This window comes from Corynebacterium sp. HMSC05D08 (assembly GCF_001807215.1).
Taxonomy (GTDB): domain Bacteria; phylum Actinomycetota; class Actinomycetes; order Mycobacteriales; family Mycobacteriaceae; genus Corynebacterium; species Corynebacterium striatum.
On record NZ_KV788361.1, the window covers coordinates 135727 to 159684 of the forward strand.

Annotated in this window: 23 protein-coding genes; 15 read left to right on the forward strand and 8 right to left on the reverse strand. The window is 63.6% G+C overall.

Features of this window, described 5'->3' with window-relative positions; all coding sequences use genetic code 11:
- Positions 1-156: 156 nt before the first annotated feature.
- From HMPREF3148_RS12295 to HMPREF3148_RS12315, 5 genes are all read right to left on the reverse strand, one after another.
- On the reverse strand, positions 157-4107 hold the full coding sequence (locus HMPREF3148_RS12295) for a Pls/PosA family non-ribosomal peptide synthetase (RefSeq protein ID WP_070509227.1): 3951 nt from the start codon (positions 4105-4107) through the stop codon (positions 157-159).
- The gene (locus HMPREF3148_RS12300; RefSeq protein ID WP_005529842.1) at positions 4108-4560 is read right to left on the reverse strand and encodes a MarR family winged helix-turn-helix transcriptional regulator; all 453 of its coding nucleotides are present in this window, start codon (positions 4558-4560) and stop codon (positions 4108-4110) included. It lies immediately after the preceding gene.
- A gap of 59 nt (positions 4561-4619) precedes the next feature.
- Complete coding sequence (locus HMPREF3148_RS12305; RefSeq protein ID WP_049063847.1) at positions 4620-4928, reverse strand: rhodanese-like domain-containing protein; 309 nt, start codon at positions 4926-4928, stop codon at positions 4620-4622.
- A 118-nt stretch (positions 4929-5046) separates the two neighbouring features.
- Positions 5047-5703, reverse strand: coding sequence for a LuxR C-terminal-related transcriptional regulator (locus tag HMPREF3148_RS12310; RefSeq protein WP_046646076.1), 657 nt, complete (start codon positions 5701-5703; stop codon positions 5047-5049).
- Between the two features lie 9 nt (positions 5704-5712).
- On the reverse strand, positions 5713-6417 hold the full coding sequence (locus HMPREF3148_RS12315) for a sensor histidine kinase (RefSeq protein ID WP_083287780.1): 705 nt from the start codon (positions 6415-6417) through the stop codon (positions 5713-5715).
- Between the two features lie 110 nt (positions 6418-6527).
- Here HMPREF3148_RS12315 and HMPREF3148_RS12320 point away from each other — a divergent pair, with 110 nt between their 5' ends.
- On the forward strand, positions 6528-7229 hold the full coding sequence (locus tag HMPREF3148_RS12320; protein WP_049063850.1) for an ABC transporter ATP-binding protein: 702 nt from the start codon (positions 6528-6530) through the stop codon (positions 7227-7229).
- On the forward strand, positions 7226-8635 hold the full coding sequence (locus HMPREF3148_RS12325; protein ID WP_049063851.1) for an FtsX-like permease family protein: 1410 nt from the start codon (positions 7226-7228) through the stop codon (positions 8633-8635). Before HMPREF3148_RS12320 ends, HMPREF3148_RS12325 begins: the two co-directional genes overlap by 4 nt.
- Here HMPREF3148_RS12325 and HMPREF3148_RS12330 read toward each other — a convergent pair.
- Together HMPREF3148_RS12330 and HMPREF3148_RS12335 are read right to left on the reverse strand one after the other, a co-directional pair.
- Positions 8602-9450 carry a hypothetical protein gene (locus HMPREF3148_RS12330; protein WP_049063853.1) on the reverse strand — a complete coding sequence of 283 codons (849 nt, stop codon included), beginning with the start codon at positions 9448-9450 and terminating at the stop codon, positions 8602-8604. The genes HMPREF3148_RS12325 and HMPREF3148_RS12330 overlap by 34 nt on opposite strands.
- Positions 9451-9629: 179 nt before the next feature.
- Complete coding sequence (locus tag HMPREF3148_RS12335; protein ID WP_034657157.1) at positions 9630-10103, reverse strand: inorganic diphosphatase; 474 nt, start codon at positions 10101-10103, stop codon at positions 9630-9632.
- An 83-nt stretch (positions 10104-10186) separates the two neighbouring features.
- Here HMPREF3148_RS12335 and dacB point away from each other — a divergent pair, with 83 nt between their 5' ends.
- The 13 genes from dacB to HMPREF3148_RS12400 are packed head-to-tail and all read left to right on the forward strand — an operon-like array spanning position 10187 to position 21384.
- Positions 10187-11461 carry a D-alanyl-D-alanine carboxypeptidase/D-alanyl-D-alanine endopeptidase gene (gene dacB, locus HMPREF3148_RS12340; protein ID WP_049159895.1) on the forward strand — a complete coding sequence of 425 codons (1275 nt, stop codon included), beginning with the start codon at positions 10187-10189 and terminating at the stop codon, positions 11459-11461.
- Entirely contained in the window at positions 11451-12416 is a 966-nt protein-coding gene (tilS, locus tag HMPREF3148_RS12345) for a tRNA lysidine(34) synthetase TilS (protein ID WP_049063858.1), read from the forward strand. The genes dacB and tilS overlap by 11 nt, the downstream gene beginning before the upstream one ends.
- Positions 12417-12428: 12 nt before the next feature.
- Complete coding sequence (gene hpt, locus HMPREF3148_RS12350) at positions 12429-13016, forward strand: hypoxanthine phosphoribosyltransferase (RefSeq protein ID WP_005529848.1); 588 nt, start codon at positions 12429-12431, stop codon at positions 13014-13016.
- A 6-nt stretch (positions 13017-13022) separates the two neighbouring features.
- Positions 13023-15275: an ATP-dependent zinc metalloprotease FtsH gene (ftsH, locus tag HMPREF3148_RS12355; protein WP_049063859.1), complete on the forward strand. Its 2253-nt coding sequence runs from the start codon at positions 13023-13025 to the stop codon at positions 15273-15275.
- Positions 15265-15855 (forward strand): GTP cyclohydrolase I FolE, encoded by a 591-nt coding sequence (folE, locus tag HMPREF3148_RS12360; protein WP_049063860.1) that lies wholly within the window; start codon positions 15265-15267, stop codon positions 15853-15855. The genes ftsH and folE overlap by 11 nt, the downstream gene beginning before the upstream one ends.
- A 2-nt stretch (positions 15856-15857) precedes the next feature.
- The gene (gene folP / locus HMPREF3148_RS12365; protein WP_070509229.1) at positions 15858-16760 is read left to right on the forward strand and encodes a dihydropteroate synthase; all 903 of its coding nucleotides are present in this window, start codon (positions 15858-15860) and stop codon (positions 16758-16760) included.
- Positions 16760-17125, forward strand: a complete 366-nt coding sequence (gene folB, locus HMPREF3148_RS12370) for a dihydroneopterin aldolase (protein WP_005529852.1) — start codon at positions 16760-16762, stop codon at positions 17123-17125. The genes folP and folB overlap by 1 nt, the downstream gene beginning before the upstream one ends.
- Positions 17125-17592, forward strand: coding sequence for a 2-amino-4-hydroxy-6-hydroxymethyldihydropteridine diphosphokinase (gene folK, locus HMPREF3148_RS12375; protein WP_070509230.1), 468 nt, complete (start codon positions 17125-17127; stop codon positions 17590-17592). Before folB ends, folK begins: the two co-directional genes overlap by 1 nt.
- On the forward strand, positions 17589-18053 hold the full coding sequence (locus tag HMPREF3148_RS12380) for a DUF3180 domain-containing protein (RefSeq protein ID WP_049147076.1): 465 nt from the start codon (positions 17589-17591) through the stop codon (positions 18051-18053). The genes folK and HMPREF3148_RS12380 overlap by 4 nt, the downstream gene beginning before the upstream one ends.
- Before the next feature lie 37 nt (positions 18054-18090).
- Positions 18091-19008 (forward strand): DUF6779 domain-containing protein, encoded by a 918-nt coding sequence (locus HMPREF3148_RS12385; protein WP_049151421.1) that lies wholly within the window; start codon positions 18091-18093, stop codon positions 19006-19008.
- Entirely contained in the window at positions 19009-19689 is a 681-nt protein-coding gene (locus HMPREF3148_RS12390) for a 6PGD fold domain-containing protein (protein ID WP_083287777.1), read from the forward strand.
- On the forward strand, positions 19686-20453 hold the full coding sequence (locus HMPREF3148_RS12395) for a pantoate--beta-alanine ligase (RefSeq protein WP_070509232.1): 768 nt from the start codon (positions 19686-19688) through the stop codon (positions 20451-20453). The genes HMPREF3148_RS12390 and HMPREF3148_RS12395 overlap by 4 nt, the downstream gene beginning before the upstream one ends.
- A gap of 10 nt (positions 20454-20463) precedes the next feature.
- Positions 20464-21384: a 2-dehydropantoate 2-reductase gene (locus tag HMPREF3148_RS12400; RefSeq protein WP_049147072.1), complete on the forward strand. Its 921-nt coding sequence runs from the start codon at positions 20464-20466 to the stop codon at positions 21382-21384.
- Between the two features lie 344 nt (positions 21385-21728).
- Here HMPREF3148_RS12400 and HMPREF3148_RS12405 read toward each other — a convergent pair whose 3' ends face one another.
- Positions 21729-23825: a PhoX family protein gene (locus tag HMPREF3148_RS12405; RefSeq protein WP_005529862.1), complete on the reverse strand. Its 2097-nt coding sequence runs from the start codon at positions 23823-23825 to the stop codon at positions 21729-21731.
- Positions 23826-23958: the final 133 nt, after the last annotated feature.

A 23958-nucleotide genomic window follows, 5' to 3' on the forward strand; every position in this document is an offset into this window, starting at 1 on the left:
CGGAATTCCGAGACTATGTAGCAGTTAGGGGCGGTCGTAGTTTTAAGGGGCGTGCAAGAGAAAGCCGCCCTGATTGCCAAATCGTGGCGCAAATGTGAAAGAAATCGGCGCCAATTTGGCAATCAGGGCGGCTACGGGGTGAAGCAGCAGCGGGGGCTAAGCCCAGGGCTCAATCGGGTTACCCTGCCACACCGAGTTGGCAGGCACGCGGTCACCGCGCATAACCAGCGAGCCTGGGCCCACGGTGGCGGCCTTGCCCACCAGCGACGCCGGCAGTGCCACGGAGTGGGACGCTAGCGTGGAGCCGGCCTCAATGGTGACCGTGTCGAGGCTCATCACGCGGTCCTGGAAGAGGTGCGTCTGCACCACGGTGCCTGGACCCACGGAGGCGCCGGCGCCCACAACACACAGGTCGGTTTCCGGGAACCAGTAGGAATCAATCCACGCGCCGCCGCCAATCTTGACGCCAAGAGCGCGCAGACCGAGGTTAATCTCACCGGTGCCCAGCGTGTGCTGGAAGAACCACGGCGCAGCGACTGCCTCCACGAAGGCGTCTTGGAGCTCGTTGAGCCACACGAAGGCGGACCACAGCGGGTGGTCACCCGAGCGGTGTTGGCCCACGCAGATCCACTTCACGGCCACGGTGATCGCCATGCCGACGCCCCCGACAGCCGTCAAGATGAGACCGGAAAGCAGCCAGGCAACAGCGATGCCAAAGGAATCGACAAGGGCGTAAAGGCTGGCCAGAACACCGGCCAAGAGCATCGCAGAGGTCATTGGCGCGAGCAAGCGCATCGTCTCCACGACGCCGCGCGCTGCCTTGACCCCGAAGCCCGGGTTGTAGGTCAAAGACTCGCCCTGCACGCCGTCCACGTGTGCTTCGACGCGACGCATGCGCTCCGGCGGGGAGCCCCACCAGTTGGAACCGGACTTGGACTTCTTTGGCGTCGACGAGAGCACTGCAACCAGTGAGTTCTTCGACAGCTTGCGGCCTGGTCCCGTGATTCCGGAGTTGCCCACGAAGGAGCGCTTGCCCACCTTGGTCTCGCCAGTGAGCATCCAGCCGCCGCCGAGTTCGTAGCCGCCGATCATGGTGTCGTCGGCGAGGAACGCACCGTCCTTGATGTCCGTGAGCTTGGGGATCATCACCGCGGTGGAAATCTCCACGTCCTTGCCGATCTTGGCCCCGAGCGTGCGGAACCACAGGGGAGTCAGCTGCGAGGCGTAGAGCGGGAACAAGGTGGTGCGGGCATCGTCCATGAGGCGCTCGATGGACCACAGGCGCCAGCCTGCGGCCGAACGCACCGGAACGACGCCCGGCTTGAGCCCGATGGACAGAATCCGCACGCCCAGCCAGGTCTGCGCCATGTAGAAGGCGAAGGCCACCAGCGCGCCGAATGGGGCGAAGAAGAGGGAGCCGATGAAGTCGTTGCCTTCGGTTACGTGGAGACCCCACGCGACCAACGCCGCGCCGAGACCCAGCGCCACGATGGGCTGGATTGCGAGCAGAATCGAGGTCAGGCCGTAGAAGGCCACCCACCATGGGCGGCGCTTCGGCAGCTCGGAAGGGAATCGGTGCTTGGAGCGGCCCACCTTCTTGGCCGGCGAGCCGGACCAGCGCTGGCCGTCCTTGATTTTCTTCTTGCCGGTAACCGTGGAACCGGCCTCCACGTGGGAGTACTTGCCCACGTTGGTGCCCGGCAGCAGCGTCGAGCGCGCACCGACGCGCGCGCCTTCGGCAACGTTGATGGCGCCGACGTGGAGGATATCGCCGTCGAGCCAGTAGCCGGAGAGGTCCACCTCCGGCTCGATGGCGGCGTGGTCGCCGAGGGCCAGCAGGCCCGTGACCGGCGGCAGGGAGTGCAAGTCGACGCCGCGGCCAATCTTCACGCCCAAGGTGCGGGCATAGTTGTTGACCCAGGTGGCGCCGGCAATAGACCGTGATCCGGAGGCATCGGCCCAGCGCTCAGCGGCCCAGATGCGCAGGTGCGTCGAGCCGCCGCGCGGGTAGTCACCGGGCTCAATTCCACTGGTGAGAAGGCGTGCTCCGTAGCCGCCGATAGGGATGCGGCCAATTGGAGTGGCGAAGACGATGACCATGACAGCCACCAGCCACCACGGGGTGGTCAGCGCCCAGTCCGCGCCGACGGCGTGGGCGAGGTTGGAGCCCAGCAGCAGCCAGGCCAGCCAGGAGGTGGCAGCCAGGGTCATCACCGGGACCTGGATGAGGGTCTGCAGCGCGCGGGTGCGGCCGCTGACCTTGCGCACGGAGCGCGGGGCGACGGTGGCGGGGCGCTCCTCAGCGCCCCCGATGTGCTCGGCGAGGGAGCCGAGGCGTGGGTGGTCGTAGAGATCCCGCACGGCCACGGTGGGGTAGCGCTCGCGGATGCGGCCCACGAGCGTCGCGGCGGCCAGGGAGGTGCCGCCCAAGGAGAAGAAGTCCGCGTTCTCGTCGGAGACGGAAACACCGAGGGTTTCGACCCACAGCTGCGCCAGCCACTCCTCGGTCTGGGTAAGACCTGCAGCTTCCACACCAACGCCTGGCAGCGGCCACGGCAGGGCCTTCTTGTCCACCTTGCCGGAGGTGCGGATGGGCAGCTCCTCCATCACACAGATGCGAGGGACCAAGGCTGCAGGCATGGTCTCAGCGAGACGATCGTGCGCGGCTTGCTGGTCGAAGCCCTTTGCTTCGTCCTCGAGGGACACATAGCCCACCAGCACGGATTCGCCGCCTGGCGTCTTTTGTACGGCTACGGCCGAGTTATAGACGTTGGGCAACGCGGCGACGTTGGCCTCGACCTCACCGAGCTCGATGCGGCGGCCGCCAATCTTGACTTGGTCGTCCACGCGGCCCACGAAGTAAAGGCCGTCCTCTTCCAAGCGCACGTGGTCGCCCGTGCGGTAGGCACGCTGCCATGCCATGGACTGCAGCGGCGCGTACTTTTCCGTGTCCTTGGCTGGGTCCAGGTAGCGGGCGAGTCCCACGCCACCGATGACGAGTTCGCCGACATCGCCGAGGCCCACGGGGAAGCCTTGCTTGTCGACGACCGCCAAGTCCCAGCCGTTCAAAGGCAAACCGATGGACACGGGGCGGCCTGGCAGCATGCGCTGCGCGCAGGCCACGACGGTGGCCTCAGTTGGGCCGTAGGTATTCCACATCTCACGGTCATCGGTTGCCAGACGGTCCACCAGTTCCTGGGAGCAGGCTTCGCCGCCGACGATGAGCAGGCGAATGTTGTCGAGCGCCTCGGCTGGCCACAGGCCCGCCAAGGTAGGGACGGTGGACACGACGGTGATGTCGCGGCGGATGAGCCAGGGGCCTAAGTCCATGCCGGAGCGGACCAGAGAACGTGGCGCGGGCACCAGACAGGCGCCGTGGCCCCAGGCTAGCCACATCTCTTCGCAGGAGGCGTCAAAGGCTACGGAGAGGCCTGCGAGGACGCGGTCGTCGGGGCCGAGCGGGCCGTGCGGATGATCCACGAGGAAAAGAGCTGCCTCAGCGTCAACAAATGCGGCCGCGGAGCGGTGGCTGACGGCAACGCCCTTGGGCTTGCCGGTGGAGCCGGAGGTAAAGATGATCCAGGCGGTATCGTCCGGGGTCGGCACGCCGGCCTCGTCGCCTCTTGCTGCGGGGCGCTGCGGACGCAGGGAGCGGAAGCCTTCGTCGCTGAACACGCCGTCGATGTCGGCCTCGCCGAAGACCATCTCGGCGCGCTCGTCGGGGTCGTCGGCATCGACAGGCACGTAGGCCGCGCCCGCAGCCAAGGTGGCCAGAATCGCCAGGTAAAGTTCTCGCTTGCCGGAGGTCATCCGGATGCCAATGCGGTCGCCGCGGCGCACGCCGTTGGCGCGCAGCTCGCTGGCCCACGCCTCGACATCGGTGATCAGCTCGGAATAGGTGAGCACCTCGCCGTCGTCAAGCGCGGCGGCGTCGGGATGCAGCTCAGCAGTAGTGCAAATGATGTCCCAGAGCGTGCGTTCGCGTGGGGCATGCTCGCCCAGCAGGTACTGCTCGGGGACGTGAATGATTCCGGCGCCAGGCTGGTGCGCGTCTAAGGGGTCCTCGGGCAGCGCGTGGCGCCCGGTACTCTTTTCATCTTCCGCCATTTAAGCATCATCCTCGTTAGGGCCGATGATGGCGGTGGCGAGCTTACGCAGGTGCTTGAGCTGCTTGGAGGTGGACTCGTCGAGGGCGGCGTCCTCGGCGGCCGCGACGAGATCGGCAAGCTCCTTGTGCGCCTTGACGCCCTTCTTGGTCGACGCAACGATTTGGCGGCGGCGATCCTTGGGGTCGCGCTCGCGCTTGGCCCAGCTGCGCTCCTCGAGAGAGTCGATGAGGCGAACCATGTCGGAGGCGTCGATGGCTAGGGTCTCCGAAAGGGCCGACTGGGAGGCGACGTCGCCGTCGACGAGGCAGGTCAATACCCAGTACTCGCGGATGGTGGTCTGGCGGGCGCTGAGCGCTTGCTCGACGCCGTCGCGGGTGCGGCGGCGGAGGCGCTCGAGCTGGAAGGAAGGAGATTCGAGGAGAGCGTTGGGGATTGAAATAGTCGTAGCCATACAGATAAGGCTAGACGCCCCAACGTAAGAATCCTAAATTATGGGTAAGTCCCCATTGTTTATTTTGATTTGTCGTCGTAGACGGTGGGCATGCCCTGCGCGATCCAGGCGTCGGTGCCGCCGAGCACGTTGATGACGTCCCAGCCGCGAGCCTGCTCGAGGTACTGGCCCACTTGGACGCTGCGGCCGCCGGCGTGGCAGATCAAAAAGATGTCGCGGTCCAGATCGATTTCGTCGAGGCGACCCACGATTTCACTCATCGGAATATGAGTCGCGCCCTTCGCGTGCTCTACCTCCCACTCGTGCTGCTCGCGGACGTCGATGAGCTGTGCGCCTTCTGGTACCTGGTTTGGTTCAACGTTTTCCATAGGCCCCAGCCTACCGGTGCGGCGAGATGGGGGACTCCCATGCACAATTTGCCAAATAGTGCCCTTGAAACTGCAGTTTTCGAGGGCTTAGTTGGCAAAATGTGCCTTGAAGGGAGAGCTAGCGGTTTGCGGAGAGATACTCCAGAATGGCCTTCACGCGGCGGTTGTCCTCGCTGGGATCCAAACGCAGCTTCAAAAAGATGTTGGACACGTGCTTGGCCACGGCGGCCGCCGAAAGCACGAGCTCGGCGGCAATCTCCTTATTAGATTGCCCGCGCGACATCAGCTCCAGGACCTCGCGCTCGCGGGGGCTGAGCTCGCCTAAGCCGCTGCGGCCTGACTGCATCAATGCGCGCGCCACGGTGGGGTCGATGACGGTGCCGCCCTGCGCAACCACATCCAGGCTGGACAGGAAGTCCGCCACCTCAGAGACGCGATCTTTGAGCAGGTAGCCCGTGCCCGCGGTGGTGTTTTCAAAAAGCTCCACCGCATACGCCGGCGCCACGTACTGGGAAAGCACCATCACCGCCAGCTCTGGGTAGCGGCGCCGCAAGGCCACGCCCGCCTTTAGCCCGTCATCGGACATCCCGGGCGGCATGCGCACATCCGTGATGACGATGTCGGGAAGCTCATCTAGCGCGTCCACCAGAGCGGTTAATTCCGGCGCATCCGCCGCCTGGCCCACCACGTGGTGGCCGCGCCGCTCCAAAAGTCCGGCCACGCCTTCTCGCAACAGCGCGGAATCATCCGCGATGACAATCTTTAGCCCGCTCATGCTTGCCACCTACTCCGCCAGCCCGCTGCTGCCGCGTTCAAGCAGCAGGGGAATCTCGCAATTGATCTTCGTCGGCCCGCCTTCCGGCGAGTGGACCTGCATCCTCCCGCCGAATGCCGCTAGCCTTTCTGCCATTCCCGCTAGTCCGTGACCTGGTATTACCCGTGCCCCGCCGGGGCCTTCGTCCACGACGGAGATATGCAGCGAGGCATCCGAAGTAACAAGCACGCTCACCGGTGCCTCCGGTGCGTGCTTTGCGGCGTTGGTCAGTGCTTCGGTGCCGAAGAAATATCCCGCGGCGAGCACGCTGGGGGAAAGCTGCGGCAGTGGGTGCGGGGCGAAGATGGAGATGTGAGAGCCGTAGGAAGAAGCGACGTCGGAAAGCGCGGCTATCAAGCCGTGGTCCTGCAGTACCTGGGGGTGTATGCCATGGACGGTAGCGCGCAAGCTGTTAAGGCCGGCATCCAGATCGCGCTTGGCCTCCCGAATCAGCGCCAGGACCGGGCCCTCAGCGTCCAGCTCGGCCTCGCCCAACTTGATGCTGGCGGCCACCAAGTATTGCTGCGCGCCATCGTGTAAATCGCGTTCGATGCGGGCGCGCTCGACCTCGTAAGCATCGGCGATGGCGCGCCGGGAAGTGGTCAGCTCAGCGATGATCGCAGCCTGGCGCTGCTCATTGCTGGGCTGGGGCTTAGCTTTGCGATTACGAAACACGATTTCCAGCTTAGTTAGGGTGGTATCTAGCGAGGGTAGTGCTAGCACTACCTGAAAATGCAGTGCCTAGGCCATGGTGGGCCGGTGCCGGAAAAGGTGAAATGAGGACTATGACACAGACACTCTCATTACATGACATCACCAAGGATTTCGGCGGGGCGCCCGTGCTCGCTGGAATTTCTCTTAACATTCAACCCGGCGAACTCGTCGCCGTCATGGGCCCTTCCGGTTCCGGCAAGTCCACCTTGTTGCACTGCATGTCTGGCGTTCTGCGCCCGAGCGACGGCACGGTATCCTTCGGCGATACGCAGCTTTCCGCGCTAGGCGATTCGGCCCGCTCGCGGCTGCGTCTTGAAAACTTTGGCTTTGTCTTCCAAGACGGGCAGCTGCTTCCGGAACTGAGCAACATGGACAACGTGGCGCTGCCGGCCTTGCTGTGCGGCGCGCGGCGCTCGGTGGCGCGCAAGAAGGCGATGCGCCTGCTGGACCAGCTTGGGTTGGGCGAGCTCGCTGAACGACGCCCCGCCGAAGTCTCCGGCGGCCAAGCCCAGCGCGTGGCCATCGCGCGTGCGCTGGCGGCAAACCCGGCCATCGTGTTTGCGGATGAACCGACCGGCGCGCTCGATCAGTCCACCGGGCACGAGGTCATGCAGCTGCTGACCACCGTGGTGCGCCAATCCGGCGCCAGCATGGTCATGGTCACCCACGACCCAAAGGTCGCGGATTGGATGGAACGCCGCGTAGAGATCCGCGATGGCATCATCCACGACGACCGGCGTCTCAACGCTGAAGCTAGGGGAGGGCAACGATGAGGACCGCAACTCTAGTTAGGGACCTGCACCGCGAATCGATCCGCGCTCGCTCCGGAACCGGCGTGGTGAGCATCGTGGCGATTGCCAGTTTGACCATCGGCTCGGCCATCGCTTTCCTGGTGGCCGGCGGTACCTGGATGCTTTGGGAACGGGCGCACCATATCGAGGACGCCGCGCCGGGGTTGATGGAGCTTTACAACGATTACGAGGATTTCCTCTATGTCTGGTTTGATCTTGCACTCTTCGCATGCGTCTTCCTGATTCCAGCGCTGTTCAGCCTGACCGCGCAGGCAGCTATCCTGGGCGCTTCGGGACGCGAGAAGCGCCTGGCCACCCTGCGCCTTATCGGCCTAAGTTCACGCCAAGTCACCCGCATGACAGTTCTCGAGACCGGCTTCCAAGCCCTCATCGGTGTCTTCTTGGGTTGGCTCTTAAGCCTGCTGGTGGCTCCCGTGTTCACTCACCTTTCTTTCCAGGAGCGCCAAGTCCAGCTAGAAGAACTGCACCTGCCGTGGTGGGGCTACCTCACCGTGGCGGCGACTGTTGTGCTGCTTGCGTTGTCCGCCGCGTTCGTCGGTATGCAGCGCGTGCGTGTGAGCCCGCTGGGCGTCGCTAGGCGTCAGATGCCACCGGCGCTGAAGCGCTGGCGCCTTATCCTCTTCATCATTGTGGTGGTGGGTGGCGTCATTTTCCTTAAGGGATTCAGCTTCTCCGCTGCTCAGGGCGTTATTATTGGCATGTTGAGCATGCTTTTTCTCATCGCGATGAGCATCAACTTCGTGGCTCCCTACGTGTTGCAAGTGGGCGCGCAGATCATGGCTAATTTCCCGGGCACTGCGCATCTCGTGGCCTGCCAGCGCATCGCCACCAACTCGAAGGCCATCTGGCGACGCGTCATGACCATGGCTTTCTTCGGCTTCCTTGCTGGCTACCTGGTGGGAGCACCGCTTGGCGACGACGGCCTTACCCTCGCCATGCGCGAAGAAGAACACATCCTTACTGTCTTCACTGATGTCTCGACCGGAGCGCTTCTGACTTTGATCTTTGGCTTCGTGTTAACGGGTATCTCTATCTTCCTGGGACAAGCCTCCGCGGCCTTTGAGGATGCCAGCCTGGGGCGCTCCTTGAGCCTGATGGGCGTGCGGCGCAGCTTCCTTTCTGGTGTTTCGCTGCTCGAGGTCCTAGCTCCAGTCGTAGTGGTGAGCCTGCTGGGCTTTATGCTGGGCTCGCCGCTGGCATTCATCATGTTCGCAAGCAGCGACCCAGGCATGGACGTCGACGTTACCTCCCGCATCCTGATGGCGTTGTCCTTCCTAGGTGCCGGCTGGATCGTCACCTTGGTTGCCGTCGTTGCGGTAGAGCCGCTGCGCACCTACGCGCTGCGTTCTGGCGGACGCCGCGAGTAAGTGCCCTCTCGCTCGTAGCTCCAGAGAAAGTGCCAGTCCCACGGCGGGCGCATATAGTCTTTCCGGCCGTGGGCAATGGCAAGCACTTGCTGCACTACTTTGTCGCAGTGGTGTTTTATGGTCGTGGCCGTGTAGTGGAGAGGAATCCAGCCGCGATGCGCGGCGTCGTTAAGCTTTTGGCGATCTAGTTCGAAACGCTGTCTAGTCTCGCCGCTGTGATAGGCATAGCCGTCCACCTCGATGGCGATGCGATGCTTATCGAGTCGCAGGTCCCAGCGGTAGGGGCCAATCATTGCGTTGTTGCGGACCTCAAAGTACGGCTCGAGGGCGCGGGTGAGCCGGCGCTCGGGCACCGAATCCGCGCCGAGGATGGCCCGCTCCAACACGCGCCGGGTGTGGGCTGGAAACCTTGGGAAATCCATCTCCCACAGCTTGAGCCGCTCCCGTGCGTGCTTGCCGGGTAGCAGATGCTCGAGGAAATCCACCGCGTGGTCTTCCGGCATTATTTCGAGGGCCTGGAGCGGATTGCACACGTTGACTTCGTCGTAGGGGAATACGCCCTTGGGCTGTGCGCGGCGGCTTTTGAAGTAGGTGCTCTCGGGCAGCCGGTTTGCGCGGATTAGTTGCAGCGGAAACTTAAGGCGCTGGTTTAGGTGCTTGGCCGCGGCGGAGTAGCCGTCGAGCGCGCTATCGGGCCAGCGCCGGGTGAGGATCTCCGCGAGTTGGTGCGGGCTTGGCTCCGCAGAGAGGTAGAGCCCGTGGCAGATCTTAAGCCCGCCGCGGCGTGAGGCATTTCTGCCCGTGTAAATTTCCATCGCTTCCCCCTCGATGGTGCTTCTAGGCCTTCCGCGTTGTTCCCCCGAAAACGCGAAAGGTACATTTTGCCAAATAGTGGGCGAAAACCCGCGGGTTTCAAGCCCTTGCTTGGCAAAATGTACCTCAGAAGTGCGAAGCTGTCGCGCCAGGGAGCCCCAGAGGCGCTCGGCCCCAAGCCTTACTTGTGGCGAGCGATAGCCTCTTCGAGGATCTTCTCCGCCTCAGCCTTGTCGCCCCAGCCAGAGCCGGTAACTTCCTTGTTCGGCTCCAGGTCCTTGTAGTGGACGAAGAAGTGCTCGATCTCGTCCTTGATGGAGTCCTCAACATCGTTGATGTCCTGGTAGCGCTCCCAGCGCGGATCATCGATGACGCAAAGCAGCTTGTCGTCGCCGCCGGCCTCGTCGGTCATCTTGAAGACGCCGAGGACGCGAGCCTCAACAACAACGCCCGGGAAAACTGGCTCCGGCAGGATGACCAGTGCATCGAGCGGGTCGCCGTCCTCACCGAGGGTGTGGTCGATGAAACCGTAGTCAGCCGGGTAGGCCATCGGCGTGAACAGGTAACGGTCAAGGAAGACCTTGCCGGTCTCGTGGTCAACCTCGTACTTGTTGCGGGAGCCCTTTGGGATCTCGATGGTAACTTGTACGCTCACTGCGAATTCCTCCATTGGGAAGTTGTCTGTCAATTGCTCCCAATAGTCTACCGTGCCGCGCAATCGCGCTAGGGTGAAAGGCGATGAAAGCGAAGCACATGTGGTGGACAGGCACGGCCGTGGTGATGGCCGCTGCCATTGCAGGCACGGCTGTCCTAGGCGTAAACATCCAGCGCACCTACAACGGTTTGGACCACGGCACGCCCTACTCGCAGGAGGCGCCGGTGACTCCTTTGCAGGTCGCGGAGCCAGGCGAGGTGGATTTGATGGCGTTGAAGGGCAGGCTTAATGAGTTGGGCAAGGACCCGGCCTTGGCCACCTTTGGCGGGCAGGTCATCGACACCACCACTGGCGAGGTCGTGTGGGACCGCGATGCCGCGCGCCCCTTGACACCCGCTTCCTCCACGAAGGTCCTCACGCTGGCCGCCGCGACGTTGGCGCTCGACGAGGACGAGCGGATAATCACCCAGGTCATGCAGGGGGAGAAGGAAGGCACCGTGGTGCTGCGCGCGGCTGGCGACGTCTGGATGACCTCCGAACAGCTCGACGATTTGGCCTCGCAGGTGGGTAAGGCTGACGAGGTCATTCTCGACACCAGCGCCTGGGCGGGCGCCCCGCAGGCACCGGGCTGGGACCCGGAGAATGTCGATGAGGGATTCGTCGCACCGATGGAGCCCATCATGCTCTACGGCGGTCGCCTGGGCAAGACCACTGGCGACGTCCCGCGCAGCCACACCCCTGCCCAGGACCTAGCGAAGGCCCTGGCCAAGCGCCTGGGGACCGACAAAGTCAGCCAGGGCACTGCGCCGCAGGCCGGCGTGGTGCTGGGCGAGGTGCAGTCCGCGCCGCTGTCTGAGCGCGCGCAGGACGCCGCGAAGGATTCGGACAACGTCATGGCTGAGGCCATCGGACGCGAGCTGGCGATTGCGCGCGGCAAGGAGCCGAGCTTCGCCGGTGCTGCCGAGGCCACCCTCGAGGTGCTGAAGGTTAACAAGATTGACGTCACGGGAGTGTCGATCAAGGACAACTCTGGCCTCTCCACCGAAAACCGCATTTCGGCCGCGGTGCTCACGCAAATCATGAACATGGCCACAGAGACCGACGAGCTGCGCCCATTGCTGGGCTACCTGCCGCTGGCTGGTGGCGACGGAACGCTGTACACCCGCTATGGCGATTCCGGAGCACGCGGCTTCGTGCGCGCCAAGACCGGCACGCTGACTGGCGTCTCCGCCTTGGCCGGCACTGTGCAGGGCAACTCCGGCCGCGTGTACGCCTTCGCTTTCCTGGTCAACGACGGAGACATCCTTGGCGCCCGCAAGGCGCAAGACGCCCTGGCCAGCGCGCTCCATGACTTCTAGGTTCACGGGCACGCCATTTTGGCCGCGGGTCTCGCCAAACTTTCTGGCCTGCCGCCGCGCGGTCACTGACTTCGCCGCGTGCCGGGAAATCGCTGTGGGACTTTCGGGAGGCGCCGACTCGCTGGCGCTGACTGCCGCGCTGGTAGCCGAGGGCTTCGACGTCGAGGCGTTGTGCATCGACCATGGCCTGCAGGACGGATCGGCCGAGCAGGCGGCGAAGGCCGCGGCGCAAGCTGAGACCTTGGGGGCGCGTGCGCGGGTGCTGAAGGTGGACGTCGCGAAGCAAGGCTCCATGGAGGCCGCCGCGCGAGTGGCGCGCTACCGCGCGTTCGCGGCTGCTACCGACGCCCCCGTTGCCGTGGCACACACCGCCGACGACCAAGCAGAAACCCTGTTGCTGGGCGCGCTGCGCGGCAAGGTCGCCGGCATGCTGCCCACGGCCGAGATTGAGGGCGTGCAGGTGGTACGCCCGCTGCTCACCGTGCGCCGCGCGCAGACCCTCGGCGCCTGCGAGGAACTGGGGCTTGAGCCCTGGCACGACCCGCAGAATTCCGACACCAACTTCCGCCGGGTGGCTCTGCGCCACGACATCATTCCGCGGCTCACGGATCTGGTCGGTGGGGACGTGGTGCCAGCACTCGCGCAGGCGGCTGCCGACGCCGCCCGCGACGACGAGTTCCTCAGCGTCAGCATGGATATCGCTACGCCCGAAATGGATGCAGTCGAGCTCGCTGCCCTTGCTGAGCCGGTGCGCCGTCGCACCATCGCCGCGTGGCTGAACGCGCAGGGCGTGGAGGTGACGCGGGAGGCTGTGCGCGGAGTCGACAAGCTGTGCGTCGACTGGCACGGGCAAGGGGGAGTAGCTGTGAGTTACCCGCAAACAATCAAAACTATGGGGCAAAGGTTGGAAGTGTCACGCGTTGGTGGCAAACTGGCACTATTGTCCGGTCACTAAAGGAGCGCACGCGTGCACGACAAGAAAGATTTCAACGTCCCAGCAAACCCCTACGGCGAAGACGTCGAAGCAATCCTCATCGGCGAGGATGAACTGCAAGCCAGGATTCAAGAGATGGCGGACAGCGTTTCCGCTAAATATAAGGACGCAGAGGATGAGCTGATTCTCGTTTGCGTGCTCAAGGGAGCCGTCTTCTTCATGACGGACTTTGCGCGCAAGCTGTCGATTCCGTCCCAGTTGGAATTCATGGCTGTGTCCTCCTACGGCAATGCCACATCCTCCTCCGGCGTGGTCCGCATTCTCAAGGACTTGGACCGCGACATCGAGGATTGCGACGTTCTCATTGTTGAGGACATCATCGACTCCGGCCTGACCTTGTCGTGGCTCATCCGCAACCTGAAGGGCCGCAACCCGCGTTCCCTCGAGGTTGTCACCTTGCTGCGTAAGCCTGAAGTTATCCGCGCAGAGATCGATCTGCTCGACGTTGGATTCGATATCCCTAACGAGTTCGTCATCGGTTACGGCCTCGATTATGCGGAGCGTTACCGCGACCTGCCCTACGTCGGCACTTTGCACCCTGACGTGTACACCAACAAATAGGTACTGATGAAAAACAAGAATGTCCTCCGCTACGGCGGAATCGCAGCGCTCGTTTTGGTTGCGCTGTATGCATTTACCTTCTTCACTAATGACTCCCGCAGCTACATGCGGGTGGATACTTCTGTGGCGATGAAGCAGCTCAGCGATAAGAACGTCGCTGAGGCGCAAATCGACGACCGCGAACAACAGGTACGCCTCAAGCTCAAGAAACCGGTCACGGTGGAGGAACGCGAGGGCGTTGAAGAGGTCATCGCCAAGTATCCGGCACGTGCCTCCGAGCAGATTTTCAACTCGGTAAAGGACTCCGGGGCGGAGAAGTACCAGACCAAGGTCACCCAGGAATCCTTCTTGGGCTCCATGGTCAGCTTCTTGCTGCCGATGATCATCTTGTTCGCGTTCCTCTTCTGGTTTATGTCCCGCATGCAGCAAAACGGCGGCGGCATGTTCGGCATCGGAGGTAACAAGGCCAAGCAACTGACCAAGGACATGCCCACCAACACGTTTGCGGACGTCGCTGGCGCGGACGAGGCAGTTGACGAGCTGCAGGAAATCAAGGACTTCTTGGATGACCCAGAGCGCTACCATGCACTCGGTGCGAAGATTCCGCGCGGCGTGCTGCTTTATGGCCCTCCGGGAACCGGTAAGACGCTGCTGGCGCGCGCCGTCGCGGGTGAGGCGGGCGTTCCTTTCTTCTCCATCTCGGGTTCCGACTTCGTGGAGATGTTCGTTGGCGTGGGCGCCTCCCGCGTGCGCGATCTGTTTAAGCAGGCGAAGGAAAACAGCCCGTGCATCATCTTCGTCGACGAGATTGACGCCGTGGGTCGCCAGCGCGGCTCCGGTACCGGCGGTGGACACGATGAGCGCGAGCAGACCCTGAACCAGCTGCTCGTGGAGATGGACGGCTTCGGCGACCGTGAGGGTGTCATCCTCATTGCCGCGACCAACCGTCCGGATATTCTGGACCCGGCGTTGCTGCGCCCGGGCCGCTTCGACCGCCAGATTCCGGTCACTAACCCAGACCTGGCTGGCCGCGAGGAGATTCTGCGCGTCCACGCTAAGGACAAGCCTTTGGCCAAGGAAGTCGATGTGGCGCAGCTGGCCAAGCGCACTGCTGGTATGTCCGGCGCTGACTTGGCTAACGTTCTTAACGAGGCAGCACTGTTGACCGCGCGTATCGGCGGCAACGTCATTACTTATGACGCCCTCGAAGAGGCCACCGACCGCGTGGTGGGCGGCCCGCGCCGCCAGGGCAAGATCATCTCCGAGCACGAGAAGAAGGTCACGGCCTACCACGAGGGCGGCCACACCTTGGCCGCTTGGGCGCTCAAGGACATTGAGCGCGTTTACAAGGTCACCATCTTGGCCCGTGGCCGCACCGGTGGCCACGCGATGACCTCGCAGGAAGACGACAAGGGCATGTACACCCGCGACGAGCTCTTCTCCCGCTTGGTCTTCGCCATGGGCGGACGTGCCGCTGAGGAACTCGTATTCGGTGCGCCGACCACGGGTGCTTCTTCCGATATTGAGAACGCCACCAAGATTGCACGCTCCATGCTCACCGAGTACGGCTTCTCGCCGGACCTGGGCACCGTAAAGTACGGCAAGGAGCAGGGCGACCCATTCGGCTACGGCATGGGTGGCGGCTCCATTGAGTACTCCGACGATGTGGCCGCACGCATCGACGAGCAGATGCGCTACCTGCTCGACCGTGCGCATCAGCAGGCCTATGACATCCTGGCGGAAAACCGTGACTACCTGGATAAGCTCGCGGAAATGCTGCTGGACAAGGAGACCCTGCGTCGTCCGGACCTGGAGGGCATCTTCGAAGGCATCGAGCCGCGCGCGGCTTTCGACGTCTTCCCGAACGAAGATGATCGCTTCCCGCGCCAGGCTGGCCGCGAGCCGGTTAAGACCCCGGCCGAGTTGGCCAAAGAACGCGGGGAGGAGCTTCCGAAGCGCATGACGCTGGTGGAGGCTTCCCGCGCGGCCCGCGAGCGCCGCCTTGCCGGTGAAAGCCAGGCCGAGGGCGAGATTGGCTTCAGCTTTGGCCAGCACGCCGGCGACAAGGTGGAGGGTAAAAACACCTTCTTCGCGCCGGAAGAGGCCGCGCCGAGCGATCGCCCCACCTCCGAGATCCCACGCGTCGGTGGCCGCCACTCCAAGCCGCAGGAACCAAGCGATCAGTGGTCCAGCTACGGCGAGGAACAGCGCGCGAATAACCCTTACAACGGCACTAAGAAGGACGACAATGAGCGATAACATCCCAGCTAAGCGAGAATTCGACCAAGCCCGCGCCGAAGCGGCCGTGCGGGAACTGCTCATTGCGGTGGGCGAGGACCCCGACCGCGAAGGCCTCCAAGAGACCCCGGCCCGCGTCGCCCGCGCCTATAAGGAAGTCTTCGCCGGGCTGCACGCCGACCCCACCGAGGTCCTCCACAAGACCTTCGCGGAAGAGCACCAGGAGCTGGTCCTCGTGCGTGATATCCCGATTTATTCCACCTGCGAGCACCACCTCGTGCCTTTCTACGGCGTGGCACACATCGGCTACATCCCCGGCCCTGACGGTCAGGTCACCGGCCTGTCCAAGTTGGCTCGCCTGGCGGACTTGTACGCCAAGCGCCCGCAGGTCCAGGAGCGCCTGACCTCCCAAATCGCTAATGCGCTTGTCGACGTCCTCCATGCCCAATCCGTGATCGTGGTCATCGAATGCGAGCACCTGTGCATGGCGATGCGCGGCATCCGCAAGCCAGGCGCCACCACCACAACCTCGGCTGTGCGCGGCGGTTTCAAGAGCAACGCCGCATCCCGCGCCGAGGTTATGAGCCTCATTAGGAGCTAGCAATGGCAGTTAGTGACTTGACCGTCCCCGGCCGCACCTTGGTCATGGGAATCGTGAACGTCACCGAAGATTCTTTTTCCGACGGTGGGCGCTGGATCGACGTCGATGCCGCGCTCGCGCATGCTCGCGAGCTGGTCGCCGCGGGCGCTGACATGATCGACGTCGGCGGCGAATCCACCAGGCCCAGGCCGGGAGCGGTACGTGTGGAGGCGGACGTCGAGAAGCAGCGCGTGGTTCCGGTGATCCGTGCGCTCCACGAAGAGGGAATCAAGACCTCCGTCGACACCATGCGCGCTTCCGTGGCCAGTGCCGCGGCCGAGGCCGGCGTAGACCTCATCAATGATGTCTCTGGCGGCCTCGCGGATAAAGAGATGTACGCCGCGATGGCCGATTCCGGGCTGCCCGTGTGCCTGATGCATTGGCGCACCGTGCAGTTCGGTTCCGCGGCTGGTAGCGCCGACCACGGCGGTGACGTGGTGCGCGACGTGCACGAACGCCTAGCGCAGCTTTCCGACGCCGCCCTTAAAGCAGGAGTTTCCGCAGACAACATCGTCCTCGACCCGGGCCTGGGCTTTGCCAAGACCCCGCAGGACAACTGGGCGCTGCTCAAAGCGCTCCCGAGCTTCCTTGAGGGCGAGTTCCCCATCCTGGTGGGGGCGTCGCGCAAGCGCTTCCTTGCTGCCATCCGCGAGGACCGCGGCGTGGAGTCCTCGCCGCTCCTGGCGGACCCGGCCACTGCTGCGGTGACCGCAATCTCTGCGCAGATGGGCGCGTGGGGCGTGCGCGTGCACGAGGTCGGCGTCTCCCGTGACGCCGTGGACGTGGCCGCCGCCTGGAACGCCGGTCTGGAGTATTCTGGCGGGCTAAACGCCACGGGCAGTTACACCAATGGAAAGGGCAACTGATGGCAGACCGCATTGAACTCACCGGCCTCGAATGCTTTGGTTACCATGGGGTCTTCCCGGAGGAAAAGCGTGAGGGCCAGCCCTTCATCGTGGACGTGACCTGTTGGACGGAATTCCCCACCACCGATGACTTGGCGGGCACGGTTAATTACGCAGAGCTTGCCGACGTCGCGGCCACCATCGTGGAGGGCCCGTCCCGGGACCTCATCGAGACCGTGGCCAACGAGGTCGCGGACACCATCATGCAGCGATTCGACCTGCTGCACGCGGTCGAGGTGACCATCCATAAACCGAAGGCGCCGATTCCGCGCACCTTCGCTGACGTCGCTGTTGTGGCACGGCGTTCCCGAAAGAAGATGGGCTGATGCGCGCGGTATTGTCGATTGGCTCCAACATGGATGACCGCCGCGCGCTGTTGCAGACGGTCTTTGATGAGTTCGCGGAAGAGACCGTCGCGGTCTCGCCCGTGTATTCCACACCGCCGTGGGGAGTGGAGGACCAAGACGAGTTTCTCAATGCAGTGCTCATCGTGGAGGTGGATTCCACACCGATGGAGTTGCTGCGCCGCGGGCAGGGCCTGGAACAGGCTGCGGAGCGCGTGCGCGTGCGGCACTGGGGACCGCGCACGCTCGACGTTGATATCGTGCAGGTAGACGGCATTACTTCCGAAGACCCGGAACTGACCCTCCCGCATCCTTTTGCCCGCGAGCGCGCTTTCGTTCTGGTGCCGTGGTTGGCCGCGGACCCTAAGGCCCGCTTGGGTGATACTGCCGTGGCTGATCTCGTCGCAGGGCTCGACCCGCACGAGGTGGAGCAGGTGAAACCGCTATGAAGCGGACGTCGATTGGCTGGCTCGTGGGCACTGGTCTGTTTGTTGCCGCAGCGGCAGCTATCCTGACCACCCGCTTTTACGGTTCCATGTTGGCCATTCCGGCCACGGTGTCTATTTCGTTGTGGGCCATGGCGTTAGTGTGTGCGTTCCTGACGTGGAAAGTGCGAAGCGCCAAGGAAGACGAGCATGGGATTGGACTGGACAAATCGCAGCTCAACCCGCTGACCATCGCGCAGTTTCTGCTGGTGGGTAAGGCCTCGGCGTGGACGGGTGCCATCGTCGGCGGTGTTTATGCGGGCATGCTGGTTTATGTGCTCCCGCGCGCGGGCGAACTTGTGGCCGCGTCGAGTGACTTGGCTGGGGTTCTCACCTCGGCGCTGGGCGGCGTGGCGTTGTCCGTGGCAGGAGTGGTTTTGGAACGCCATTGTGAGGTCCCGCCCGACGCGCTGGGAAATACTTAGTAAGTCTTTTTCAGCTACGGAATGTAGATTAGTGGACATGACTGCTCCGAACCCTAATACTCAGAATTCCGCGCCGAAGAAGGCAGATGCTGGTTCTATCGGACTCATTGTCCTAGTGATTCTGGCCGTCATCGCTAGCATGGTCATGCTGATTTCGGGTTCTGCGAGCGCATTGAAGCTGGCGCTCATCGCGGCGTTGTGGGCTGCGGTCTTGGGCTTCTTCTTGGTGGTTCGTTACCGCCGCGAGGCAGCCGAGTCTGCGGCGTTGCTGGAGGCGGAGCGCTCACGTCAGCCTGCGCCGGTGCAGCAGGACTCCGACATCATGGAGGAGATCCGCCGCGAGCTGGCCTCCATTCGCGCCCAGATCGAGGAGCTGTCGGGCCACGAGTTCACGTATGAGCCGGCCGCGCTGCACGCAGAGGCCCGCCGCATCATGGAGCTGGAGGAAAAGACCCGCGAGCCGGAGGTCAACTTCACCCAGGCTTCCAAGGGAGCACCTACTGCCGACGCCGTCGCTGGTCGCCTTGGCTCGCAGCCATCCGCGCCGCGCACGCCGCAGCACAATCCGCTGGACGACATCATTGCGCAGCGAGTCCAGCAGCGAAATGAACAAAAGGCGCCCGCCCAACAGCCGGTGCCGCCTCAGACCGCACCGAAGCAGCACTTCCCGGCGGGCCAGTCCGCGCAGGTCTCGCCACAGTCCACATTCGATACTGCTTCCTTCCAAACCGTCCGCTGGGACGGCCAGCAGTCCACGCACGCTAAGCAGGAAGCGCCTGCGCAGCAGCGCAGTTGGCAGCAAGCGACGTCGGAAAGCCAGCAGCCTAAGCCAGCGAGCCATAAGCACCGCGCCCCAGAGCAGACCGAGTCCCGTGGACGCCGCCGCAGCGACGAGCCGCGCGAGGGCGCTGTCTCCGTGGCGGAGCTCATGGCGGCGATGAAAAAGAAGAAGTAGATGCGCGCCCCGCGGATGCGCGTAGCGGTCTTCGGCGCGTCTAATGCCGGCCGTTTACTCGCCGGCGAAATGCGAACGGCGGGCCACACCGTCGAGGCGCTCAGCGACCTTAGCGAACTGAGCAACTACCAGGCCCTCATCGTCGCTGTCGGGGACGCGCGCCTTGCACAGGCAGTGGACCTTCTCGAGGGCTACGTGCACAATGGTCTCATCGTCTTCCACACTTGCCTCTCCCGCGGCGTGCAGGTGCTTGACCCGCTAGAGACCAAGGGCTGCGTCGTGGCCGCAGTCGCCCCATACTCGGCGGAGCGCTGGGCAGTGACCACCGTCGACGAGCTAGGGGAGACCGTCGCCGAGCTGGTTTTGGGGGAGGCGCAGTTCACGGCGGCGTCGTTTAGCGATATCGAAAGGCCCGCCCTCGCCGCCCGCGTGTATTATGCCCAAATGCTGACTCTTCTCGCGGTTGACGCCAACGCGGACGTCTTTGGCGACGCTGCCGATGTCACGGCCGCCCACGGCGACGCACTGACGGCACTCGAAAGCTCCGAGGTCATCGCCGCGTTCCGCAGTCTCGAGGAGCCCGGCATGCGCCGCGCCTACCTCGAAGCCGCCCGCCGCGTTGGCGAGGTCTATCACCGCGAAGAACTAGAAATGTGGGCACTACAGGAGGAAACCCGATGAACGTCGTTGAGGACATCGACCGCATCCGCATGGTGGGCAGCGCCTACCGCAAGACCGGCCGCCGCGTCGTTCTCGTGCCGCTGGGCAAGGGCGTGCACGCGGGCCACCTCGCCCTCATTCAGGCCGCCCGTCGCATCCGCGGCGCCGTTGTGGTCGTCGCGCTCAGCGACCTTACCGATGTGGATGTGCTGGGGGAAGTGGACGTCGTCTGGCATGCCCCCGCTACGCCCGAGCGCACACGCGTCGTCCCGCAGTTTCACGGCATGGAGGACGTGAGCGCAGAACTGACCCGCATCGTGGGGCTCATCGGTGCACTTGCGCCAAGCGACGTCGTCATGGGCGAGAAGGACTACGAGCTCCTCGTGGCCACGCAGCAGGCGTGTACGGACCTGCACCTTGGCGTGCGCGTGCAGGGCGTGCCGGCCGTGCGCATGGCGGACGGCGTGGTGATGAGCCTGCGCAATGCCGACGTGGCGCCGGAAGCCCGCGAGCAGGCGAGCGCCCTGTCCGCCGCACTGACCGCCGGTGCTTATGCCGCGGAGGCGGGCGCCGAGAAGGTGCTGGAGGTCGCCAGCGAGGTGCTGAGCGCCGCGGGCGTGGAGCCGGAGTACCTGGAGCTGCGTGGACGCGACCTCGGCGAGCCGCCCGCGGAGGGGGACGCGCGCCTTTTCGTCGCCGCCACCCTGGGTGGAGCGCGCTTGATCGACAGCGTGAGCCTGCCGCTGGGTATCGGTTTCCGCAATTTGGACAATCAAGACAGCTAGTCTGGAATCCATGAAGATTGGATTCCTTGGCGCGGGAGCCATCGGTGGATATTTTGGCGGCATTCTCGCGCAGGCAGGCCATGAGGTGGGCTTTGTGGCCCGGGGCGAGACGCTGCAGACGCTGCGCACCACGGGTCTGACGCTTATCGACGCCGATGACAAAGAAACCATCCTCCCCGGCCTGCTGGCGGCGGAGACGTTCGCGGAACTCAAGGATCTGCTTGGCGGGCTCGACGTGGCGATTATCGCCTCGAAGGCGCTACCAGGCAACGCGACTTTCGGCCCGGACCCGGAGTCATTGGCGGGGATTCCCGTGGTGACGACCCACAACTCCGTGGAGATTCCCTACCTTGCCGCGGATCTGTTCGGGGAGGAGAATGTTCTGGCCGGCGTCGCCCGCGTGTACGCCACCCGCTTGGGTGCGGCGAAGGTCAAGCGCAATCCCGGTCCGCTGTCGCTGGCGTTTGGGCCGATGGTGCCGGGTACGCTGCCGCAGGGCCAAGCGCTTGCCAGCGCCCTCAACGACGCCGGCGCCCGCGGCAAGTTCCACCCCACGCCGTTGGTGGATGTGTGGGCCAAGGCAATGTTTGTGACCACCACAGGAACGCTGGGCGCGCTGGTGGATAAGCCGATCGGCTATCTCTGCAAAGAGATTCCCGAGCAGCTGGAGGCGTTTATGCGCGAGGTGGAGACCGTGGGCCGCGCCATGGGCGTGGAGCTGCCAGAGAAGGTGGTCGAAGAAACCATGGGCTTTGCCCGCCAGCAATACCCGGAGGCCACCTCTTCCATGCAGCGCGACATCAAGGATCGCCTGCCTAACGAACTTGACGCGCAGGTGGGCGCCATTCGCCGCATGGGCCAGCGCGCTGGAGTTGTGACCCCGCTCTTCGACTTTGCTCAGGACGTGTTGGAGGCCCAGCTCCGCAACTAGCGCGCCCGCCCTCAGTAAGCAAATACCCAGGCCTGGAATTGCACCCCTGGAAACCCAGAACTCCTGTTCGCGGTGCGCTGTTACTATTCGCGGTCGGACCGCGACCTTGAGGTCTTGGTAACCAGGCCTGGGTAAATGGAAAGTGGTGGAGTAGCGGCGAGGTAGTGCGCGCCACAAATGCAAATGGTGAGGTCACCCCATAACCACTGAGACCTGTGTTGGCCAGTGTGATTATTGTTGGGTGACCTCACCATTGCGTCCTCACCATTTAGGTTCGCGGTGTCCAAATGGTGAGGACGCTGCGCAAGTGGTGAGGACGCGGTGCGAAGCCGGGCTAGCGGCTCCTAGTTAACGCCGATTTTGCCGTCCTTCTTCCACACCACAACCACTGCCGGGCGTGGGGTGGACTTGCCACCGTCAGGCCAGTGCGAGGTGGCGGCCTCGAAGGTGGCGTCGTCAGCTTCGCCTGGGTGCTGGACGTTGACCATCACTCGATCGTCGTCCACGATGGGGCCGCAGGTCTCCGCGCCAGCCGGCACGGTGAGGAAGCACTTGAGCTCGCCGCGGGTCTCGCCCTCGGTGGTCACGGCGTAGAGGCCGTCGTTGGAGTCCAGCGCGTTGCCGTCGGTGGAAATCCACAGGTTGCCGTGGTTGTCGAAGGCCAGGTTATCCGGGCAGGAGATTGGGGAAACCTTGGACTTGTCGAAGCCGCCGAAGTAGGTGTTAGCCACCTTCGGATCGCCGCAGACCAGGAAGAGGTTCCAGGTGAATTCCTCGCCCGCGTGGTCGTCCTCGATTTCCATGACCATGCCGTTCTTGTTCTCCTTCACGGGAGCCCATTCCTTGACATCTTCCTTGTTCTTCTTGGCGTTCTCGCCGGTGGCCCCGCGGTAGGAGTTGTTAGTCAGGGCAACGTAGACCTTGTGGCTATCCGGGTGGACCTGGACATCCTCGGGGCGGTCCATCTTGGTGGCACCCACCTTGTCGGCAGCCTCGCGGGTAAATACGGCGACCTCTTCGGCGCTGAAGCCGTCAACGTGGGAGGTAAACTTGTTGTTCTCGGTGTCGGAAGTCAGCAGCTTGACCCACTTGCCCTTACCGTCGAACTTGCCGTCCTCCGGCAGGACGCCGGAGCCGTCGATTTCCTCGGCAGGCGAGTTGCCCTCGAGGACCGCCACGTACAGGGTGCCGTGGTCCAGTATGGAAAGGTTGTGCTCGAGGTTGCCCTCCTCAAACTTCTTGGTGGAGATGAACTTGTAGATGTACTCGAAGCGGGAGTCGTCGCCGGAGTAGCACACGACGGTGCCGTCCTCAGCGATGTGAATGTTGCCGGCCTCGTGCTTGAAGCGGCCGAGGGCGGTGTGCTTGATCGGCGTGGATTTCGGGTCCAGCGGGTTGATCTCAACGACCCAGCCGAAGCGGTTCGGCTCGTTCGGCTCCTTGGAGCAGTCGAAGCGGTCGTCGAAGCGCTCCCACTTGCGGTCGGTCTCTTTGTCTTTGATGCCGAAGCGCTCGAGGGACTTCTTGGCTTTCTCATCTTTGATGTCGCCAGCAGCGAAGTACTGGTCAAAGTTCTCCTCGCCGGAGAGCATGGTGTTCCACGGGGTCACGCCGCCGGAGCAGTTGTTCAGGGTGCCCAGGACGGTCTCGCCCTTGGGATCGGCCTTGGTCTTGACCAGGCTGCTGCCCTTCGCCGGGCCGACGAGCTTAAACGGGGTCGTGGCGGTGATACGGCGGTTGAGGGGTCCGAACTCGCGCTTGAGCTCACCGGTGCCCTCGACCTTGGAGACCTCCAGAATGGTGTGGCCGTGGCCAGCCCAGCCGATCTTGACCTGCTCCTCGGTAGGGTTGTCCGCGTCGTAGTTCGGGAACATCATTGGCTCGGTGGTGTACTCGTGGGAGCACATGTAGACCATGCGGGAGTCGTCGGAAGGGTGCTCGATGAGGCCCGCGAAGTCGTTGTTGAAGCCGAACTGCTTCTCGGCATCGGCTGCGGTCTGCTTGTTGACGTCGAACTTTGGAGCACCCTCGATGACTGGGTCGCCCCACGCGATGAGCACGGACTGCTCGTAGCCGGCAGGGATGACGACCTCGTCCTTGGTGTTGGGCTGGACGGCGTCGAAAAGCATGCCCTGTGCGGAGGTCAACTCAACCTTGGCGTCGGAAGTCTTGCCGCCGCCCGCAGCGGTGGAGGAGCTAGCAGCAGAATCGGTGGAGGAAGGCGAGCACGCTGCAAGCGCCGCGGAGCCGCCGACGGCGACCACGGTCAGGCCGCCGGCGCGCAGGGCGGTGCGGCGGGAGATTTGGTCACCGAAGTATTCGTTATCAGAGGTGTTTTCGCATTCACCCAAGCAGGCGTTGCCGCACTTATAGGTGCAGGTAAGGCTTGAACGGGAGGAAGTAAAACGGGAAGGAAGTAGATTTTTACCGAGTAGTGCCATGCTGAGTGCTCCTAGGTCATGGGGGGATTTTGCCAAGGAGTTATGTAAGCCCATGATTATGACAAGACTATGTAATCAGAATGTCATTTGAATGAACTATTCGTTAAAGGGTGGGGCGCCGCGCGCTTGACGA

Excerpts from the sequence above, each read along its gene's own strand:
- HMPREF3148_RS12295 (WP_070509227.1), bottom strand. The coding sequence starts at position 4,107 with ATGGCGGAAGATGAAAAGAGTACCGGGCGCCACGCGCTGCCCGAGGAC.
- HMPREF3148_RS12300 (WP_005529842.1), bottom strand. The coding sequence starts at position 4,560 with ATGGCTACGACTATTTCAATCCCCAACGCTCTCCTCGAATCTCCTTCC.
- HMPREF3148_RS12305 (WP_049063847.1), bottom strand. The coding sequence starts at position 4,928 with ATGGAAAACGTTGAACCAAACCAGGTACCAGAAGGCGCACAGCTCATC.
- HMPREF3148_RS12310 (WP_046646076.1), bottom strand. The coding sequence starts at position 5,703 with ATGAGCGGGCTAAAGATTGTCATCGCGGATGATTCCGCGCTGTTGCGA.
- HMPREF3148_RS12320 (WP_049063850.1), top strand. The coding sequence starts at position 6,528 with ATGACACAGACACTCTCATTACATGACATCACCAAGGATTTCGGCGGG.
- HMPREF3148_RS12325 (WP_049063851.1), top strand. The coding sequence starts at position 7,226 with ATGAGGACCGCAACTCTAGTTAGGGACCTGCACCGCGAATCGATCCGC.
- HMPREF3148_RS12330 (WP_049063853.1), bottom strand. The coding sequence starts at position 9,450 with ATGGAAATTTACACGGGCAGAAATGCCTCACGCCGCGGCGGGCTTAAG.
- dacB (WP_049159895.1), top strand. The coding sequence starts at position 10,187 with ATGAAAGCGAAGCACATGTGGTGGACAGGCACGGCCGTGGTGATGGCC.
- tilS (WP_049063858.1), top strand. The coding sequence starts at position 11,451 with ATGACTTCTAGGTTCACGGGCACGCCATTTTGGCCGCGGGTCTCGCCA.
- ftsH (WP_049063859.1), top strand. The coding sequence starts at position 13,023 with ATGAAAAACAAGAATGTCCTCCGCTACGGCGGAATCGCAGCGCTCGTT.
- folE (WP_049063860.1), top strand. The coding sequence starts at position 15,265 with ATGAGCGATAACATCCCAGCTAAGCGAGAATTCGACCAAGCCCGCGCC.
- folP (WP_070509229.1), top strand. The coding sequence starts at position 15,858 with ATGGCAGTTAGTGACTTGACCGTCCCCGGCCGCACCTTGGTCATGGGA.
- folB (WP_005529852.1), top strand. The coding sequence starts at position 16,760 with ATGGCAGACCGCATTGAACTCACCGGCCTCGAATGCTTTGGTTACCAT.
- folK (WP_070509230.1), top strand. The coding sequence starts at position 17,125 with ATGCGCGCGGTATTGTCGATTGGCTCCAACATGGATGACCGCCGCGCG.
- HMPREF3148_RS12380 (WP_049147076.1), top strand. The coding sequence starts at position 17,589 with ATGAAGCGGACGTCGATTGGCTGGCTCGTGGGCACTGGTCTGTTTGTT.
- HMPREF3148_RS12385 (WP_049151421.1), top strand. The coding sequence starts at position 18,091 with ATGACTGCTCCGAACCCTAATACTCAGAATTCCGCGCCGAAGAAGGCA.
- HMPREF3148_RS12390 (WP_083287777.1), top strand. The coding sequence starts at position 19,009 with ATGCGCGCCCCGCGGATGCGCGTAGCGGTCTTCGGCGCGTCTAATGCC.
- HMPREF3148_RS12395 (WP_070509232.1), top strand. The coding sequence starts at position 19,686 with ATGAACGTCGTTGAGGACATCGACCGCATCCGCATGGTGGGCAGCGCC.
- HMPREF3148_RS12400 (WP_049147072.1), top strand. The coding sequence starts at position 20,464 with ATGAAGATTGGATTCCTTGGCGCGGGAGCCATCGGTGGATATTTTGGC.
- HMPREF3148_RS12405 (WP_005529862.1), bottom strand. The coding sequence starts at position 23,825 with ATGGCACTACTCGGTAAAAATCTACTTCCTTCCCGTTTTACTTCCTCC.